Source organism: uncultured Muriicola sp. (assembly GCF_947258935.1).
Taxonomy (GTDB): Bacteria; Bacteroidota; Bacteroidia; order Flavobacteriales; family Flavobacteriaceae; genus Muriicola.
Genome location: NZ_CAMYKH010000056.1, coordinates 1 through 16,235 on the forward strand (window position 1 = coordinate 1; position 16,235 = coordinate 16,235).

Annotated in this window: 13 protein-coding genes and 1 pseudogene; 5 read left to right on the forward strand and 9 right to left on the reverse strand. The window is 40.5% G+C overall.

Annotation, left to right across the window (positions count from 1 at the left end; translation table 11 throughout):
• Positions 1-965 (reverse strand): aconitase family protein (locus Q0X72_RS10010; protein WP_297764766.1); only part of this gene is annotated, 965 nt, incomplete at its 3' end.
• A 117-nt stretch (positions 966-1,082) separates the two neighbouring features.
• Positions 1,083-3,188 carry an ATP-dependent DNA helicase RecG gene (gene recG, locus Q0X72_RS10015; protein WP_297764769.1) on the reverse strand — a complete coding sequence of 702 codons (2,106 nt, stop codon included), beginning with the start codon at positions 3,186-3,188 and terminating at the stop codon, positions 1,083-1,085.
• 75 nt (positions 3,189-3,263) lie between these two features.
• Between recG and Q0X72_RS10020 the strand changes: the two genes are divergently transcribed.
• Positions 3,264-5,357 (forward strand): M1 family metallopeptidase, encoded by a 2,094-nt coding sequence (locus tag Q0X72_RS10020; RefSeq protein WP_297764771.1) that lies wholly within the window; start codon positions 3,264-3,266, stop codon positions 5,355-5,357.
• Positions 5,354-6,265 (forward strand): patatin-like phospholipase family protein, encoded by a 912-nt coding sequence (locus tag Q0X72_RS10025; protein ID WP_297764774.1) that lies wholly within the window; start codon positions 5,354-5,356, stop codon positions 6,263-6,265. Before Q0X72_RS10020 ends, Q0X72_RS10025 begins: the two co-directional genes overlap by 4 nt.
• Positions 6,266-6,269: 4 nt before the next feature.
• Here the strand turns inward: Q0X72_RS10025 and Q0X72_RS10030 are convergent, their stop codons facing one another.
• From Q0X72_RS10030 to Q0X72_RS10045, 4 genes are all read right to left on the reverse strand, one after another.
• Positions 6,270-6,788 (reverse strand): hypothetical protein, encoded by a 519-nt coding sequence (locus Q0X72_RS10030; protein WP_297764775.1) that lies wholly within the window; start codon positions 6,786-6,788, stop codon positions 6,270-6,272.
• Positions 6,789-6,894: 106 nt separating this feature from the next.
• A complete protein-coding gene (locus Q0X72_RS10035) occupies positions 6,895-7,728 on the reverse strand; it encodes an OmpA family protein (protein WP_297764776.1) in 834 nt (277 codons plus the stop codon).
• Positions 7,728-9,008 carry an amidohydrolase gene (locus Q0X72_RS10040; protein WP_297764779.1) on the reverse strand — a complete coding sequence of 427 codons (1,281 nt, stop codon included), beginning with the start codon at positions 9,006-9,008 and terminating at the stop codon, positions 7,728-7,730. The genes Q0X72_RS10035 and Q0X72_RS10040 overlap by 1 nt, the downstream gene beginning before the upstream one ends.
• A gap of 9 nt (positions 9,009-9,017) precedes the next feature.
• Complete coding sequence (locus tag Q0X72_RS10045; protein ID WP_297764781.1) at positions 9,018-9,563, reverse strand: DsrE family protein; 546 nt, start codon at positions 9,561-9,563, stop codon at positions 9,018-9,020.
• 128 nt (positions 9,564-9,691) lie between these two features.
• On the opposite strand from Q0X72_RS10045, the gene Q0X72_RS10050 reads away from it, so the two are divergent.
• The gene (locus tag Q0X72_RS10050; protein ID WP_297764783.1) at positions 9,692-12,016 is read left to right on the forward strand and encodes an ATP-dependent helicase; all 2,325 of its coding nucleotides are present in this window, start codon (positions 9,692-9,694) and stop codon (positions 12,014-12,016) included.
• An 8-nt stretch (positions 12,017-12,024) separates the two neighbouring features.
• On the forward strand, positions 12,025-12,645 hold the full coding sequence (locus Q0X72_RS10055; RefSeq protein ID WP_297764785.1) for an L-threonylcarbamoyladenylate synthase: 621 nt from the start codon (positions 12,025-12,027) through the stop codon (positions 12,643-12,645).
• A 53-nt stretch (positions 12,646-12,698) separates the two neighbouring features.
• Here Q0X72_RS10055 and Q0X72_RS10060 read toward each other — a convergent pair whose 3' ends face one another.
• The 3 genes and pseudogenes from Q0X72_RS10060 to Q0X72_RS10070 all read right to left on the reverse strand — a co-directional run bounded on the left by Q0X72_RS10060 (position 12,699) and on the right by Q0X72_RS10070 (position 15,201).
• A complete protein-coding gene (locus Q0X72_RS10060) occupies positions 12,699-13,562 on the reverse strand; it encodes an OmpA family protein (protein ID WP_297764788.1) in 864 nt (287 codons plus the stop codon).
• Between the two features lie 103 nt (positions 13,563-13,665).
• Positions 13,666-14,641 (reverse strand): annotated as a pseudogene (locus Q0X72_RS10065) (glycosyltransferase family 2 protein).
• A gap of 116 nt (positions 14,642-14,757) precedes the next feature.
• The gene (locus Q0X72_RS10070) at positions 14,758-15,201 is read right to left on the reverse strand and encodes a type I restriction enzyme HsdR N-terminal domain-containing protein (RefSeq protein ID WP_297764790.1); all 444 of its coding nucleotides are present in this window, start codon (positions 15,199-15,201) and stop codon (positions 14,758-14,760) included.
• A gap of 26 nt (positions 15,202-15,227) precedes the next feature.
• On the opposite strand from Q0X72_RS10070, the gene holA reads away from it, so the two are divergent.
• Positions 15,228-16,232, forward strand: a complete 1,005-nt coding sequence (gene holA / locus Q0X72_RS10075) for a DNA polymerase III subunit delta (RefSeq protein WP_297764792.1) — start codon at positions 15,228-15,230, stop codon at positions 16,230-16,232.
• Positions 16,233-16,235: the final 3 nt, after the last annotated feature.

Below are 16,235 nucleotides of genomic sequence, written 5' to 3' on the forward strand. Positions count from 1 at the left end.
GATTTTCTATAGGTTGCCACACCCCCTTCTAAGGCTTCCGCCTTTGGTATTCCAAGGGAAATGCCAATACCCATTCCCGGATTTGTGCCATAGGTGATCATAGGTTCAATCTTTGTACCGTCAAACACCACCTCTTTATCAAAAACAGCATCGTCATCTGTATGCAGGGTTTTCCAATATTCCATGGCGGTATCCCAGGCAGCTCCTTTTGGGGTGTATTCTTTTCCCTTTATGTAGGTAAAGGTTTTATCATCCGGGGCTATCATCCCACCTCGGGCACCCATTTCAATACTTAAGTTGCAGACTGTCATCCTGCCTTCCATAGACATATTTCGGAAGACTTCCCCTGCATATTCAACAAAATAACCGGTTGCTCCGGAGGTGGACAGTTGAGAAATTATATAAAGGGCAACATCCTTAGGTGTAACTGCTCTGTTTAATGAACCATCAATAGTGATCCGCATCTTTTTTGCCTTGGGCTGCATAATACACTGTGTTGAGAGTACCATCTCTACCTCTGAAGTGCCAATACCAAAAGCAATAGCTCCAAAGGCTCCGTGAGTAGACGTATGAGAGTCTCCGCACACAATAGTGGCGCCAGGGAGTGTAATACCATTCTCAGGTCCTATGACATGCACGATCCCATTTTTTTCATGGCCTAATCCCCAATACGGAATACCGTGTTCTGCGGCGTTCTCTTCCAGTGCCTTTAACTGGTTTGCAGACAAAGGATCTTTCACTGGTAAATGTTGATTTATTGTGGGAGTATTATGGTCAGCTGTTGCAAAAGTCCTGTTAGGATACAGCACTTTGCTTTTTCTGTTCTTTAATCCCAGGAAGGCCACCGGACTGGTCACTTCATGAACCAAATGGCGATCGATAAAAAGTACATCGGGTCCATTCTCAATTTTCCTTACAACATGGGCATCCCATACCTTATCAAATAGTGTTTTCTTTGAACTCATATTTAGCATTTTCTAAACTAACAAATCTAAAAATTAGGGATTGGAAACGAAATTGGGCTTTCCTAAAATTACGACGTTCAAAACGCCTTCAAGGCTCAACTTTTAAAGAATATTCCTTTAACTGATATAGTTCCAGATATTTTTATGCTTCAATAACCGGGCATAAGATATGCGTAGTGCCTTATTTTTTTCCAGTTGTAAGCCAGGATCTTCATTGAGCAGTTGTATCGCAAAATACCTGGCAGTTTTAAGAATGTCATTGTCCTTTACGATGTCGGCAATTTTAAGGTTTAGCAGGCCACTTTGCTGGGTTCCCATAAGATCACCAGGGCCTCTTAGTTTAAGATCAACTTCAGCTATTTCAAAGCCATCATTGGTCTGTACCATGGTCTCCAGCCTTGTTTTAGCTTCCGAAGTTAGTTTTTGGCCGGTCATCAGGATACAATAACTTTGGTCTCCTCCACGCCCAACACGGCCGCGTAACTGATGCAATTGAGACAGCCCAAATCGTTCTGCACTCTCAATGATCATTACCGTTGCATTAGGGATATTGACACCTACCTCTATGACAGTTGTGGCAACCATTATATGGGTTTCGCCTTTCACAAACCTCGCCATTTCATAGTCCTTGTCCTCAGATTTCATTTGCCCGTGTACTATGGATATCTGGTATTGTGGAAGGGGAAATTCGCGCACCATACTCTCATAGCCATCCATTAGGTCTTTGTAATCTAGAGCCTGAGATTCTTGTATTAAAGGATAGACCACATAGATCTGCCTGCCTTTTTTGATCTCATCTTTAATAAAACGAAAAACCTTGAGTCTATTGGCATCGAACCTATGTACAGTCTTTACAGGTTTCCTACCCGGAGGAAGCTCATCGATGATAGAAATGTCTAGGTCTCCATACAAACTCATGGCAAGGGTACGGGGGATAGGTGTGGCGGTCATAACCAGAATATGTGGAGGGATGTCATTTTTATGCCACAATTTAGACCGCTGTGCCACGCCAAACCGGTGTTGCTCATCTATAATGGCCAGCCCCAGATTATGGAATTGCACCTTGTGCTCCAGCACCGCGTGTGTCCCAACCAGTATATGAAGTTCGCCACTTTCCAATTGTTCATGGATGCCCTTTCTAACCGATTTTTTCACGGAGCCGGTAAGGAGTGCGAGTTTGATATCCATACTACCCAGGATCTCCTTCAGACCATTAAAGTGCTGATTGGCGAGTATCTCCGTTGGCGCCACAAGGCAAGACTGAAAGCCATTGTCTATTGCCAGAAGCATGCTCATAAGTGCAACGATGGTCTTTCCTGAACCCACATCTCCCTGTAAAAGCCTGTTCATTTGGGCATTACTGCCAAGATCGGCTCGTATCTCTTTGATAACCCTTTGCTGAGCCGATGTTAGTTCAAATGGCAGATGATCTTTATAAAAGGTGTTGAAATGTTCGCCCACCTGAGAAAAAGGAAAGCCTTTTATCTTTTGTTTTCGCAGTAATTTCTTGGAGATGAGTTGAAGTTGAATATAAAAGAGCTCTTCAAATTTCAATCTGAATTGCGCCCTGGCCAATAGATGCTGGTCTCTTGGAAAGTGAATGTTAAATATGGCTTCACTACTGGAAATGAGTTTTAAATCTTCCAGGATCTGATCTGATAGCGTCTCCGGATAAATTCCTTTTGTTTCTGTAAAAAGTTGCTTCACCAGATTGCTGACTACTCTGTTGGTGATCCCTTTGTTACTAAGTTTTTCGGTAGAAGGATAGATGGGCTGCATGGCAATACGCAGACCCTGTTCGTGATCTGAGAGTAATTCCATATCAGGGTGAGGCATGGAAAATGTTCCATTGAACCAATTGGTTCTCCCAAAGATCACATAGGGTACATTGATCTGCAGTTGTTCCTTGATCCATTTTTGACCACGGAACCAGACAAGTTCCATTTCTCCTGTGTTATCTACAAAGGTTGCTACCAGTCGTTTCCCCTTTTTTTGTTCTATTGTTTTTAGGTGTACTATTTTACCTATGAGTTGTACCTCGGCAGAGTTGCGTTCCAGCTCATTTATCTTGTAGTACTTGGTCTTGTCAATATACCGGTTAGGGTATAGACTTAAGAGATCTTCGTAGGTCCGAATACCAAGCTCTGACTGCAATGCCTGGGCTCTGTTTGGGCCTACACCTTTAAGATAGGTGATGGGAGTCTGTAAGAGATTGGGATCCATTTGTCTAAATTAACGGTTACCGTACTCAACTGCAACAGATCAAAATACTAAATTTGAAAAGTGAACAATCCCCTTATGAGAAAATTTGTTCTTTTAGGATTACTTTTATTAAGTATTAGCCCACTGTTTTGTCAGTTGAACTCTAAAGTTGATTTTCTCAGCGGACAAATAGAGCTGTATATACAGCCAACTAATAAGACAATAGAAGGTAAGGTAGTATATCGGTTACAAGTTTCGGAAAAAACAAATTCCATCTTAATCGATGCCCGGAATATGCAATTTATGTCGGTACTTCTCAATGGTAGGAAGGTTAAATTTTCTTACGATGATAAGCAACTAGTACTGAATAAAAAATTAAAAACAGGGAAGGAATATAGCCTGGAACTCTCCTATTCCTGTTCACCCAAACAAACGGTCTATTTCCTGGGGTGGGAGGATGAAATAATGGATAATGAACAGATCTGGACACAAGGGCAGGGGAAGTACAGCAGTCATTGGGTACCCTCTTTTGATGACATGAACGAGAAGGTGGAATTCGATCTGAACATCACTTTTGATAAAAATTACACGGTTGTCGCTAACGGTAAATTGATCAATACTTCTGAAAATGGTCAACTTAAAAGGTGGTACTTTGACATGTCACAACCCATGAGCAGCTATCTGCTGGCCTTTGCTATTGGAAATTACAGGTCGAAGGAAATTATATCCAATTCCGGGATTTCCATTACTAATTATTTCTATCCCAAGGACAGTAGTTTGGTAGAACCCACCTTTAGATACACCAAAGAGATCTTTGATTTTATGGAGAGAGAAATAGGTATTTCTTATCCCTGGCAAAACTATAAGCAGCTGCCTGTGCGCGACTTTCTATATGCCGGAATGGAAAATACTGGCACCACCATTTTTTCGGAGTCCTACATGATAGATTCTATTGCATTTGCTGACAAGAATTATGTAAATGTCAATGCCCATGAACTTACTCATCAATGGTTTGGCAATTTAGTAACCGAAGTAGATGCCTCTAGTCATTGGCTTCATGAGGGCTTTGCCACCTTCTATGCCTCATTGGCGGAGAAAGAACTCTTTGGAGATGAGTATTTCTATTGGTTGCTTTTTGACAAAGCTCAGGCATTGGAGGCGCTTGCCAGAAAAGGGGAGGGGGAGTCACTGCAAGATCCTAAGGCTAGTAGTATCACATTTTACGATAAGGGAGCTTTGGGAGTATACGTTCTTCGGGAACGATTGGGAGAAGACATTTTTAAAAAAGGGATACATACCTTCTTTAACACCTATCAATTTAAGAACGCCTCGGTCACGGATTTTATGGAGGTTATGGAAAGAACCAGTGAGCAAGACCTGAGTGATTTCAAGATGAACTGGTTGCGAGATACTCAATTTCGCTCTGAAGAAATATTGGCCAACCTAAGAAAGAATTGTGTTCCCATCGATCGTTTCCTAAGAATGCAACGCGAGCTTACTACAAGTCCTGAAAACAATGAGGCTATTCTGAAACGCTATTGGGATACTACATCATCCTCAGAATTCAGGAAGCGCATCATTGCACTGTATTATAAATCGCTTTCGATTGATTTCTTAAAAATAGCTTTTAATACTAAAGATCTAAAGGTGAGACAGGCACTTGCACTAATCCCAGGACCGATATCTGATCCTTTGATCGAAAGCTACGAATCCTTGCTATTAGACAAAAGCTACATTACCATTGAGAACACCCTTTACCGGCTTTGGATACAAAGTCCCGAACACCGCGAGAAATATTTGGACAAAACCAGGTCGCTGATTGGATTTTCGAATAAGAATATCAGACAATTATGGTTGCTTTTGGCCATCCTAACCAGGGACTATGGAAGCCCGGAAGAAAGATCTCAATACCAAAAAGAGCTATTCGGGTATACAGCGGCATACCATCCCATGGAGGTTAGGCAGCTGGCTTTTGGTCTGATAGGGGAGGTATTTCCTTATACGGATCAAAACCTAAAGGATCTGATCAATGCAGCGGTGCATCCTGTTTGGCAATTTAAGCAGTTTGCCCGAGGGATCATTGATAGACTGCTGAATGATAAAGAACAAAATCAACGCCTTACTTTGCTTTTAGATGAGCTAGATAGTGAGGAATATCAGTATCTTTCTTTAAAATTACAGCAAGAATGAGAGCACTCGTCATTTCAGGAGGTGGAAGCAAAGGAGCCTTTGCAGGTGGGGTGGCCCAGTATTTAATGGAGCAACGTAATCACAAGTACGATCTTTTCTTAGGTACTTCCACAGGTAGTTTGCTAATCTCGCACCTTGCATTACAGAAAATTCAGAAGATTAAAGACGTTTATACTTCGGTAAACCAGGATAGTATATTTAGCAATTGCCCATTCACTATTCAAAAGAAACACGGTATTTCTAACATTGGAATAGCTCACTGGAATGTACTAAAGAACTTTTATCGCGGTAGCAAGACCTTTGGAGAGAGCCACAATCTGCTAACCCTAATTAGAAATACCATTACCCCGGAAGAATTTGAAACCCTTAAAAACGGTCCAAAGGACATAGTGGTAACTGTGTCTAACCTTTCATTAAATCAGATCGAATACAAGTCCATCAATGATTTTGAATATGACGACTTCTGTGAATGGATCTGGATCTCATGTAATTATACGCCTTTTATGAGTCTGGTGCGTAAGGAGGGCTGCGAATATGCTGATGGAGGTTTGGGCAGTATGGTCCCAATTGAAGAAGCTGTAAAGAGAGGGGCCACAGTTGTGGATGCTATCATCCTTCATACAGAAACAACCCATTTTAACAGGATGCCCTCCCGAAATGCGTTCTCACTGCTAACCAATATGTTCGCTTTTATGCTAGACAGGATAGAACGTCAAAATATCCGTATTGGAAAATATGTGGCAAACAACAATGACGCCATCATCAATTTGTATTATACTCCAACGGTGCTTACAACCAATTCATTGATCTTTGAGAAAGATAAGATGACCTCCTGGTGGGAAAGTGGTTTTCAGTATGCCGAAATGAAAAGTCATCAGCATAGTCAGTTACAGATGAATCTTGAGTAATTACTTACCAAAGTTCACCTATCTCCCTTTTTACATAAGACAGAGCCGTAGCCGAAGGTGATTGCCTATCCATAGTTTCATTGAGAATATCTTCCCGAAGTTTGTCTGAAGAATCAGATTCACTCAATGCAGCACGTCTGATTGCCTGAATTGTGGCACTTTTGGCCGCTTTAATGACATTCCAGCATTCATCACTCATATAGATCTGCTGTGAAAGATTGTGATCAAATTCATTCTCTATATTCTTGATCAAAAGGTTCTCATAATCCGCTTTGTCGGCCGATTTTGGAGCAACCCTCACAACGAGATTAGGTATGGAAATTCGTTCAAGAAAGAGAGCCAATCGTTCATAGGCCTGAAGCCTGATAGGTAAGGTATTTGTTTGTGAATCTTTATGGAGCAAATAACGCCTCCTTCCTTCTTCATTTTTGGTATGAAGTCTGAAAAAATAAAAAGCAACAGCCCCTGTGACAACTGCTGGTAATAAAAAGCCGAATAATTGAAGGATTCCGTCTCCGGTCATGATGTTTGGTATTTAGGTGGTTTTACGAAACTACAACGCATAGATTTATTAAAAAGTATAATATTAAAGTTAGCTTCAAAGGTCAAATTAATAATCGTCAGGACACTTACTTCATCATTTCTTTTATTGTTTTGTAAAAGCTATCATAAGGCGGTTGAACCCTTATTTTAGTAGTGGTCTCAATTCCATCAAAACCAAACTCACTCTTGCCAATGGCCTGCATACGCTCTGGCGAAATAGCATAGGTGTTAGTTAAGACACGCACCACAGAAGCGGCCTGGAGGGCACTGAGATCCCAATTGTCTGTCAGTTTTAGTTCCTTGAATTCCAAAGCGTTGCTATTAGTTTCAACCAATATTTTTAAGTTAGGTTGTTGTTTCAATACCCTGGCGATCTTTTCCAATACTGGCAAGGCACGCTCTACTACGGCAAAATTCTTATCAACTTCATTGAAGAGAAATGTGTTCTCCAGGATAATGGTCACAGCCCCATTGTTTAATCCGGTTTTGGCATCGGTACCCAAGACGTTTTTAAAGGATGTGAGCAGGTCTAGGGTTACAGAATCAGTTCGTGTTAGGGCATCATTGATCATTTTTAATTGCTTCTCTTTGGTGCGAAGCGTTTCTAAAGACTTGCCGATATTGTCTGTTTTCTTATTGGAAAGTTCCGTGAAATTTGTGAGGTTCTCCAGAAGCGACGCATTGGTTGCCTTTAATTCATCCAATTGAATATTAACCGCCTCCATTTCTCCCTTATATCTTGCTGCTTCCTGTTTGCTGGACGATAGGTCTGACTTTGTAGTTTGTAAGTCAGTTTCCAACTCAGCCACCTTCAGGATCAAATCCTTCTTTTTCTGTGCAGATCCAATGCCCGTCATACATATCACCAATAGAAGGCTAATATTTCTCTTGATCTTCATATAAAATCGATCTTTATTCATTATGATTTATTTAAATAATCTAAACTCATTTCAGTAAGTGCTCGCACACCTAAAAGTAGCCCACTGTCATCGATTAGAAAGTCGGGCGTGTGGTGTGGAAAAGACTCAGTATTTCCTGGGGTCATACCGCCAAGGAAGAAGAAAAACCCGGGAACTTCTCGCTGAAAATAAGAAAAATCTTCAGCGCCTGTAATGGCCTTATGTACCTCCACATTACTTTCACCTGCAACCCTTAGAATAGTAGGTAACATCATAGTTACCAGATCCGGATCATTATAGGTGATATCCGTAGCATCCTTGATCTCAATAGAAGCTTCGCCCCCGTATGCCTTTGCGATCATAGGTACCATTTCCATCATCCTTTTGTTCAGTTTGTCCTTCATATCATAGTCAAGCGTCCTGATAGTCCCTATCATTTCAGCACTTTCCGGAATGATATTAAAACGAACGCCACTCTTGATCTTTCCAACGGTAATAACCGCCGGTTCTTTGGTAAGTTCGGTTTCTCTGCTTATAATTGTTTGTAAACCGTCAATGATCTTAGCACTGATCAAAATAGGATCTACTCCGGACCAGGGTTCCGATCCATGACTCTGTTTCCCTTTTACAATGATGGTGAAACTCTGTGCGGCCGCCATAGCTCCTCCAGATTTGTACTGGATAACTCCAACAGGAGTTTGAGAATCGATATGCAGTCCGAATATGGCATCCACATCAGGATTTTTTAAAACTCCTTCTTTCACCATTAGAAGGGCACCTCCTTCTTCTCCCGGTGGGGGCCCTTCTTCAGCCGGTTGAAAAATAAACTTTACGGTACCTTTAATTTTGTCTTTGTTTTTTGCCATTACTTCAGCAACACCCATCAGAATGGCTGTGTGCGTATCGTGGCCACAAGCATGCATTACACCTACTTTCTCACCAAGAAATTCTGAGGTAACCGTGGATTTATAAGGCAGATCGTTGCGTTCATAAACCGGTAAGGCATCAATATCTGCCCTCAGGGCAACTGTTTTACCCGGGCTATCTCCTCTTAAAACACCTACCACACCGGTATAGGCAATGCCGGTTGAAACTTCTATACCGAGCAATTTTAAATGGGCTGCTATCTTTTCTGCTGTCTTGAATTCTCTATTGGAAAGTTCGGGATTTTGGTGAATGTCTCTGCGCCATTCAATCACCTTTTTTTCCACATTCAAATAGGAATCATTTAGAGCAGTCCCCTGAGAAAAGCCGGAGATGGCTACCAAACAGCTTGAAATTAATAGTACTACTTTTTTCATAATTATAAATTAGAATTTAATAAGTCGATATCCTTTATTTTGCAATTGAATAAGAGCCGTCATGGCCGATAAACCAAATTGTACCCCCTCTAAAGTTTCCGATCTGGGAAATCCGCGAGATAAAGAAGATTGTCCGCAAAAGATGATCTCCGCCCCGGCATCAAATAAGGCCATGATCATTTTCTCGTTAGGATTATTTACCCCATATCTTTTGAGATAGGCGGCGTTTGTAATTATGTCTTTAGACGCTTTGTTGTGAACAACCAGAGCCACTCTTAAATTTTCCAGTGGCACGCCTGCCTGGGCATGCATGTTCAAAAAACGGGCTGCAGTTTCTATACTTGCATTTAATTTATCCGGAGATTCCGGACTATTCATGATATCGAAAACCACCTTTAAAGGGCTGTCTAATGAGGTTTTATAGTCCGGATCATCTATCATCCAAACCGCTCCAAAATCTTTGATCACCGGTCCGGTTTCCTTGGTCTGCGCTATTCCAAAACTATAGGATAAAAGTGAGAATAGCAGCGTGTAGTAAAGAGGTTTAGATCCCATAAAAATTAATAAGAGCTAAAGATATTCAAATTGTGTAAAATAGGGAGTCATTGTTTATAATTAATAAATTCGAGGTTTTAGCAACCCATGAATAATGGCTAACTTCCCGCTTTTAAACAAGGTATTTTTTGAAACACTACTTACATGATCTAAATGAGGCTCAGAGGGCGCCGGTGGTCCATAAGGATGGACCTTTAATGGTTATTGCCGGAGCCGGTTCTGGTAAGACGCGCGTCCTTACTTACAGGATCGCGCATCTTATGGCTCAGGATGTGGATGCTTTCAACATACTCGCCTTAACCTTTACCAATAAAGCAGCCAGGGAAATGAAGAAACGTATTGCCGAACTGGTGGGCACTGCTGAGACTAAAAACCTCTGGATGGGAACTTTTCATTCCGTTTTTGCCCGATTATTGAGGTATGATGGGGATAAATTAGGTTACCCCAGCAACTTTACGATCTATGATACCCAGGATTCCCAGCGATTGATCTCTTCCATAATCAAGGAAATGGGACTCGACAAGGATATTTATAAATACAAACAGATTCAAAACAGGATCTCTTCCTATAAAAATAGCTTGATAACGGTAAAGGCATATTTCCAGAACCCGGAGTTGGTGGAGGCCGATGCCATGGCAAAAAGACCTCGGTTAGGGGAGATCTATCAAAATTATGTAGACCGGTGTTTTAAGGCAGGGGCAATGGACTTTGATGATCTTTTACTTCGAACCAATGAATTGCTCACGCGTTTTCCGGAGGTCTTATTAAAATATCAAGACAGGTTCAGATATATTTTGGTTGATGAGTATCAGGATACCAATCACTCCCAATATCTCATAGTAAAAGCGCTTTCAGACAGGTATCAGAACATATGTGTGGTAGGAGATGATGCCCAAAGCATTTATTCATTTCGGGGAGCCAACATTACCAACATACTTAATTTTCAACGAGATTATGATGATGTGGCTATATATCGTCTGGAGCAGAACTACCGCTCTACCAAGAATATTGTGAATGCAGCCAACGCCATAATCGCAAATAATAAAAATCAGTTGGAAAAAGTAGTTTGGACCGCCAACGATGAAGGTTCGAAGATTATATTGCACCGAAGTGTCACCGATGCTGAGGAGGGAAGATTTGTAGCCGGCTCAATTTTTGAAAACAGAATGCAACACCAATTGCCCAATGGTCATTTTGCAGTTTTGTACAGAACAAATTCCCAGAGTAGAGCCATTGAAGATGCGCTTCGCAAAAGGGATATCCCCTACAGGATCTATGGCGGACTTTCTTTCTACCAACGAAAGGAGATCAAAGATGTCTTGTCTTATTTACGTCTGGTGATCAATCCCAAGGACGAGGAGGCACTAAAACGTATAATCAACTACCCTGCAAGAGGGATAGGGCAGACTACCGTAGATAAATTAACAGTTGCGGCAAATCATTACGGAAAATCTATTTTTGAGGTCATTGAGAATTTAGAAAGGATAGATCTAAAGATCAATTCGGGTACTCGCCGAAAACTAGAGGATTTTATCACCATGATCAAAAGCTTTCAGATCATGAATGAAGGGGCTGATGCCTTTACGCTGGCAGAGCACGTAGCTAAGAAATCCGGAATCCTTCTCGAATTTAAAAAGGATGGTACCCCTGAGGGTATTGCCCGTATGGAGAACATCGAGGAATTGTTAAATGGCATCAAGGATTTTGTGGAAGGACAAAAGGAATTGGCAGATGCCAGAGGAGATATTTCAGAATTTCTGGAAGATGTAGCATTGGCAACCGACCTGGACAAGGATACCGGAGATGATGACAGGGTGGCCCTGATGACCATACACATGGCAAAAGGGTTAGAATTTCCACATGTCTACATTGTAGGTATGGAAGAAGATCTTTTTCCTTCTGCAATGAGCATGAATACACGTAGTGAACTGGAAGAAGAGCGGAGATTGTTTTATGTGGCTCTTACCAGAGCAGAAAAACAAGCCTATCTTACTTATACCCAGAACCGATACAGATGGGGTAAATTGATAGATGCAGAACCGAGTCGTTTTTTAGAGGAGATCGATGAAAAATTTATTGAAAATCTTACCCCCGTGGACAGTTACAGGTTTAAACCCCTGATAGATTCTGATATATTCGGGGAAGTAGATAAAAGCCGTCTGCGACAGCAAAAACCTACAAATGGAACACCTCCAAGAGCAGGTAAGCCAAGTACTGATCAATTGCGGAAATTGAGAAAAATAAGACCCGAACTTGGAGCGCCTAATGTGAGTGACCCATCGGTGATTCTTGATTTAGCTGTGGGTACTCATGTAAATCATAGCCGATTTGGAAAGGGAAAAGTACTAAAAATCGAAGGAGCAGGGAATGACAAGAAAGCAGAGATACTTTTTGAAAAAGGGGACGTGAAAAAATTACTTCTTCGCTTTGCGAAACTGGAAGTGCTACCTTAAATTAGATTATGGCCGAATTCATTAAAATATATAATGATAACCCTAACCCAAAAGAAATTAAAAGGGTGGTGGATGTATTGCGAAAAGGTGGTGTAATCATATATCCTACGGACACGGTGTATGGTCTTGGTTGCGATATTACAAAATCTAGAGCCTTAGAAAAGATAGCCAGAATAAAGGGTATTAAGCTAGAAAAAGCCAACTGGTCCTTTATCTGTGCAGATCTTAGTAATTTATCGGACTACGTTAGACAAATAGACACTCCTACTTTTAAGATCCTAAAACGAGCCTTGCCAGGACCTTATACATTTATCTTACCCGGAAACAATAATCTTCCAAAGGATTTTAAAAAGAAAAAGACGGTAGGGATCCGGGTACCTGAGAATAATATTGTCAGGGCTATAGTAGAATCCTTAGGCAACCCTATTGTATCTACCTCTATTCACGATGAGGATGAAGTAATAGAATATACTACCGACCCTGAACTGATCCATGAAAAGTGGAAGAACCTTGTAGATATTGTTATTGACGGAGGCTACGGCCATAATGTACCTTCTACGGTGATCGATCTTTCTGGTTCGGAGCCATTGGTAGTACGAGAGGGGAAGGGCAGTTTGGATATTCTTTAAACAAAAAAAACCGCGATTAGTATCGCGGTTCCTTTAATTTATTTTGAAATATCTTACTTATTGATAGCAGGATCTTTCATTCCTTCTTCGATCATGCTATAAAACTGATCTAGTTTAGGTAATACTACAATTCTTGTTCTTCTGTTCTTAGCACGGTTTCCGGCAGTATCATTGTCTAAAAGCGGCACATAGTAACTACGTGCAGCAGCGGTCATACGAGCAGGATCTACCTTAAAGTCGTTCTGTAGGATACGAACAATAGAAGTGGCACGCTTGGCACTTAGGTCCCAGTTGTCTAATAAGACACCGCTACTGTAAGGTACATTATCTGTATGGCCTTCAACCATGAACTCGAAGTCTGGTTTGTTGTTAACTACTTTGGCAACTTTGCCCAGCACTTCTTTTGCTGCCGCGGTCACATTATAGCTACCAGAACTGAATAGTAACTTATCAGAGATAGATACAAAAACAACACCTTTCTCAACACTGATCTGAATATCGGTATCATCCAGATTACCAAGAACTCCTTTTAAGCTCTGTACCAGTGATAGGTTTACTGAATCTCTTCTGGTGATGGCATCCTGTAATTTACGGATGGTAAGATCCTTTTCCTGAAGACTTTCTAAAGACTTCTCAAGGTTCTCAGCTCCCTTAGTGGTAAGGGTTGTAAGGTTCCCCATGTTGTTGATCAAATCCTGATTGTTGGCTTTTAAAAAGGCATTTTGATCTTCAAGGGTTTTTAAACGAGATGTGGCAGTAGCTTTATCCTCCAAACAGGTATTTAATTTTACTGTTGCAGAGTTTAAGAGATCCTGCGTTTCTTTTTGCTTTGTTTCCAGTTCTGCATATTTCTTTTGAGATACACATGATGATAATAAGATCATCATCCCCAAACTTGCTAATAATATTTTTTTCATATTTAAACTTGTTTTAATTTTTTGAATTGATGTTAAAGTTAGGTTTTATTACAATTACAGAGCAAAATTATACAATCGTCCATTTGCATATTTGCGAACATTGTTAATCTTTTACTAAATTGTTAAATGTCTTTATCCTATATACGTAGTGAGACCATACGATGGACTTTGTCTTGGAGTATTTTTCAATAAAATTCGCTTTCTCTCTCTTGTGATACATTTTGCGAAACTGCCTGTAATAACTTAAATGAGCCCTGATAACCGCAAAGCAGTGTTTGCTTTTACCCTGCAATATAAAACGCAGAGCGGCTATACCATCAAGAAGTAGCCTTACCAGGATCAGAACCAGTGCCTTTCTTCGGGGAAGATTCTTTGTGATGGAAAATAGTGAATTCCTGAAATTGAGGTATGTTTTTCTTGGATTCATATTGCTTAAGGTGGAGCCTCCTAAATGTAAAACTTCAGAAGTGCCTACATAATAAACCTTGGTCTACTTCCTCCTGGTGAGCGAAATAATCCTCATCGAAGCCCCCAAGATCATCGTACACTTTTTTACGAATGAACATACAGGCGCCGGTAGCCCAAAAGATCTCCCTGGTGTCATTGTACTGTCCGTGGTCTTCCTCTAGAGATTGAAAAATGCGACCTCTACAAAATGGATAGCCTAATTGATCAATATAACCACCTGCAGCTCCGGCATATTCAAAGTAATTGGGGTTTAATAGATCTAATATCTTTGGCTGAATAATAGCGGCTTCCGGATGTGCTTCAAACGTCTTCCGGATTGGATCTAACCATTGTGGGGTAACCTCCACATCAGAATTTAACAGGCAATATATATCGGCATCAACATGTTCTAAGGCGTCATTGTATCCTTTAGCGAATCCGCCATTCTCATTGTTCTGAATGATGGTAATTTCTGGATAGTTTGCTTTTACAAAGGCTACAGAGCCGTCAGTAGATGCGTTATCTGCCAAGAACACAGTGGCCCCTTTAGAATATTCAATCACAGAAGGGAGATATTGCTCCAAAAGGGCCTCTCCATTCCAATTGAGTATGACAACAGCTATTTTTAACATCTAAGGGTACCCCGTTTTTTAGGCTCTGAACAATGGATTCTGTGCAAGGGCACAAAGTAAAGAAATAATTTAGAAATGACTTTTGGCTGTAGCATGAATTCTGAACTAATAGGATGTTATTTAAAAGATGGCAGTTCCCTCAGGAAGTTGTATGCAGATCGGTCATAGTCCATTTGGCAATAAAAGTGATCCAGGCCGTTTGTGACCATCAGATAATTAGCTCTGAGATCCATATTATAGCTGGCGATCTGATCGAAGACCGTTTTAGTGATCTTAATTGATGGTGCTTTACACTCAACAAGAATATGGATGGAACCATCCGGATTGTAGACCACAATGTCATACCGTTTTTTGAGTGAATTGATCATTAATTGTTTCTCTACATTAATATGACTAAAGGGGTATTCTTTGTCGATCGTCAGGAATTGAATAACATGCTGTCTTACCCATTCCTCCGGTTGAAAAACAACATATTTTTTGCGGATCGTATCAAAAATAAGGCGTTTATTTTCGCTATTTTTGAATCGGAACCTATACCCGGGAAAATTTAAGTTTTCCATACCACAAATTTGATGATTTTTTTTTGATGGAAGAAGTGAAGCAGCTTATTGATGAGATCCGAAAAGGAGATATTAAACCTATCTATTTTCTTATGGGTGAGGAAGGATATTATATTGACCGTATAGCCGAATTCATTGGGAATAATGTGCTGTCGGAAGAGGAGAAAGGTTTTAATCAAATGACCTTATACGGAAAGGACGTTTCAATAGATGATATAGTTTCGAATGCCAAAAGATATCCCATGATGTCCGAAAGGCAAGTGATCATTGTTAAGGAAGCTCAGCAATTATCTCGAACTATTGAAAAATTAGCTACCTATGCTGAACATCCGCAGCCTTCCACTGTTTTGGTGATCTGCTATAAATACAAAAAGCTAGACAAAAGAAAAAAGCTACACAAGGTTTTAAAAGCGCCTAATGGTGTTGTATTTGAAAGTAAGAAATTATACGAGAATCAGGTATCAGATTGGATCAGAAAAATGTTGAAAAACAAAGGTTTTTCAATTTCACATAAGGCATCCATACTTTTAGTTGAATTCCTGGGAACTGATCTGAGCAGGATTCATAACGAACTGGAGAAGCTAGAAGTAGTGCTGCCAAAGAATACGGAGATCACCCCGGAGATCATTGAAAAGCATATTGGTATTAGCAAGGATTATAATAATTTTGAATTAAAGAAGGCCATTGGAGAGAAAGATATCCTTAAGGCAACCAGGATCATCACCTACTTTTCACAAAATCCAAAGGACAACCCATTTGTTGTTACTGTATCCCTTTTAAACACCTTTTTCTCTCAATTACTTCAGTATCATGGACTGCAAGATCATTCTGCCAGAAATGTTGCAAGTGCCTTAAGGATCAATCCTTATTTTGTAGATGAATTTCAAATTGCAGCCAGGAACTATTCCATGAAAAAGTCGAGCAAAGCCATCTCCTCGTTACGAGAAATGGATCTTAAAGGGAAAGGGGTTGGTTCTTCAAATGTGTCACAATCGGACCTATTGAAGGAGTTACTGGTAAAAATAATGTAGGAG